The sequence below is a fragment of the Halomonas sp. BC2 genome, from assembly GCF_002078115.1.
Lineage (GTDB): Bacteria > Pseudomonadota > Gammaproteobacteria > Pseudomonadales > Halomonadaceae > Vreelandella > Vreelandella stevensii.
This window is the reverse complement of record NZ_LFGT01000024.1, coordinates 1-2,260: the sequence shown is the minus strand read 5'-3', so window position 1 is coordinate 2,260 and position 2,260 is coordinate 1. Positions and strand designations below refer to the sequence as shown.

Sequence of the window (2,260 nt, the reverse complement as noted above, 5' to 3'; positions counted from 1 at the left end):
CACTGCTCATGCCATGCTCACGACACAGCTCTGGAACCGGAGCGCCGCCTTCGGCTTGCTTGAGAATTGCCAGTATTTGGCTGTCAGAAAAACGTGATTTTTTCATGCAGAACCTCCCTGCGTTTAGCTTACGGAAAATTCTACTTTTGAGCACCTTGGTTTTTCGGGGGGATTACCGCATAACGCCTGAATATGTGATCGAAACGAAACCTGAGCAGGAGTCAGAATGGGCGTCTGAAAAAGCAGACAACTATACAAAGGCCTTGGACGATAAGCCTCCCACAGTAGAACCAATAACAGAACAATTCTCTTATCACCCCTTGGCGCTACTGTTTTATGCCCTGTCACATCACCTAGCCAAACAGCTTCAGCGTGACATCATCCGTAATGGACACGGAGACGACGAAGCAATGACCTACATGCTTGTGCCTGTTTTTCCCAATTCACCTAACGGCTCGACCTTACCCGCGTTTCAACTACGTAGCTATGGCCTGCGTTCCGAAGATGCCGGTAAAGAGCCAACGACCACTATATCCCGCAGCCCTGTCAGCGAGGATCTAAAAACCTATTGGCAAACACATCATCAGGATTGCCTTTCAGCTATCAATGATGAGTCAGATGATGCCACAGAGTCTGACGCTCAAGAGCCTAGCGACGCATAACCACCAGTCGCCAAAGCCACTCTCCAATTAAAAAATACTCACCTGCCTCATCTCATGAACGAATAACAGGAGTTCGTCATGAGCAATCGATTAATCCGCATCAAAGACGTCATGGATCGTACTGGGCTGGCTAGATCGACGGTCTACAAGTACATCAGCCTTGGGCAGTTCCCTCAGCCCATCAAGCTGGGCACTCGGGCTGTTGCCTGGGTCGAGCGTGAAGTGGAAGCCTGGATCTGCGAAAGCATCGAGCGCAGGAATGAAGCAGTGCTGAAGTAACTCAATCTTTCCTCATTTAATTGAAGAGTGATTATTCGCTGACGGCGACTCACTCCCACCAGCAACCATCAGTACCTATCGGTCACTACCCATTCCCAAGAACCTTGTTTAATTATTATTAGTTAAATCAAATATTTAAATCAAAGGGTAATGGGAGGGGCATCAAGCCCCGTCCCTGAGTAGCGAGCGTAAAGGTAGCCATCCACACGTATCCGTCTCAATGAATCCAGCCTCCGCTGGAGGCTTCGTCGTGCCTGACATACATGCTCATGCCTCCGAAGGCATGGGTCGATCTCACTATCGAGGTAATTAAAATGCTTCAACGACACCCATCAAACGCTAATTTGTGCTTGAACGCTGCTCCTACCTTCAACGGGCTTGCTCTCCAAGTGAAACATCTCCCAATGGCCGATGAATACCTTCAGGCCCTTTACATTACAATGCACAAGGCTCTCGCTGACTACCCTCGCGTGCTAGCCTTCAGGGTCGATCCTGTCATTCCCACAACGATAAGCGACCGGATGAGGCCGGAGGATCACAAAGGCCTTATCGCAAGGTTCATCGCTTCCTTTAAAGCGATTATCAAACATGATCGTGAGAGTAAACGCCAAGCTGGCTGGGTGCCTGACACTAAGGTGCGCTACGTATGGTGCCGGGAGGTTGGCCTTAACGGCAAGCCGCACTATCACTTCTTCTTCCTACTGAATCGTGACGCGTATCACATGCCAGGTAAGGCAGGCTCTCAAAACGAGAACCTTATCAGCCGGGTGTCACGTGCTTGGTACAGCGCGCTGGGAATCACTTGGAACCCTCAAGAGCCATGGGTACACGTCCCTGATAACCCTTACTACTGGATCGACCGAGGTGACCTAACTAGCTTTGAGCAGGCTTTCACACGTGCCTCTTATCTCTGTAAAACGAATACAAAGCAGTACGGGCTAGGTGTACGAGCGTTTGGTACTAGCCGCCAATAAGGGACATTGTCTATCGATCCACAAGCTCACTAAACCTATCCAGGCAATGGATACGGTCAGTGGAGTATCGCTTTGCCCTCATGCCCCCACACCGCTAAACTCGGCTCACTCTTTTGTGGGGGCTAGGTATCCACCATGCCGACGATTACTGCCATATATGGAATCATCGATGAGCTACACCGTTACGCTGCAACAGCTGGAAACTCCAGTAGCACATGAATTTACGACCAAGAGATTATGAGTGCAACAAAATAAACTTTGGTATCGCGCCTGCAATGCGGAAACCAAGAATTATCAATACGTTATCTTTTCCAGGGATTACATTACTCACATGTCTTTCATCCT

Annotated in this window: 4 protein-coding genes; 3 read left to right on the top strand and 1 reads right to left on the bottom strand. The window is 49.3% G+C overall.

The window, feature by feature from the left end; translation table 11 throughout:
* Positions 1-106: transposase (locus B7L71_RS14395; RefSeq protein WP_139790144.1), on the bottom strand; the 106-nt coding region annotated here is incomplete at its 3' end.
* Between B7L71_RS14395 and B7L71_RS14390 the strand changes: the two genes are divergently transcribed.
* The 3 genes from B7L71_RS14390 (at position 105) to B7L71_RS18055 (ending at position 1,915) form a co-directional block, all read left to right on the top strand.
* Positions 105-662, top strand: a complete 558-nt coding sequence (locus B7L71_RS14390; RefSeq protein ID WP_081138792.1) for a hypothetical protein — start codon at positions 105-107, stop codon at positions 660-662. The genes B7L71_RS14395 and B7L71_RS14390 overlap by 2 nt on opposite strands.
* 78 nt (positions 663-740) lie before the next feature.
* Positions 741-941 (top strand): helix-turn-helix transcriptional regulator, encoded by a 201-nt coding sequence (locus B7L71_RS14385; protein WP_016915553.1) that lies wholly within the window; start codon positions 741-743, stop codon positions 939-941.
* Between the two features lie 263 nt (positions 942-1,204).
* A complete protein-coding gene (locus B7L71_RS18055; RefSeq protein ID WP_016915552.1) occupies positions 1,205-1,915 on the top strand; it encodes an inovirus Gp2 family protein in 711 nt (236 codons plus the stop codon).
* Positions 1,916-2,260 lie beyond the last annotated feature (345 nt).

What these genes read in the sequence shown, in the direction of transcription:
- B7L71_RS14390 (WP_081138792.1), top strand. Translation starts at nt 105, where the DNA reads ATGCAGAACCTCCCTGCGTTTAGCTTACGGAAAATTCTACTTTTGAGC.
- B7L71_RS14385 (WP_016915553.1), top strand. Translation starts at nt 741, where the DNA reads ATGAGCAATCGATTAATCCGCATCAAAGACGTCATGGATCGTACTGGG.
- B7L71_RS18055 (WP_016915552.1), top strand. Translation starts at nt 1,205, where the DNA reads ATGCTCATGCCTCCGAAGGCATGGGTCGATCTCACTATCGAGGTAATT.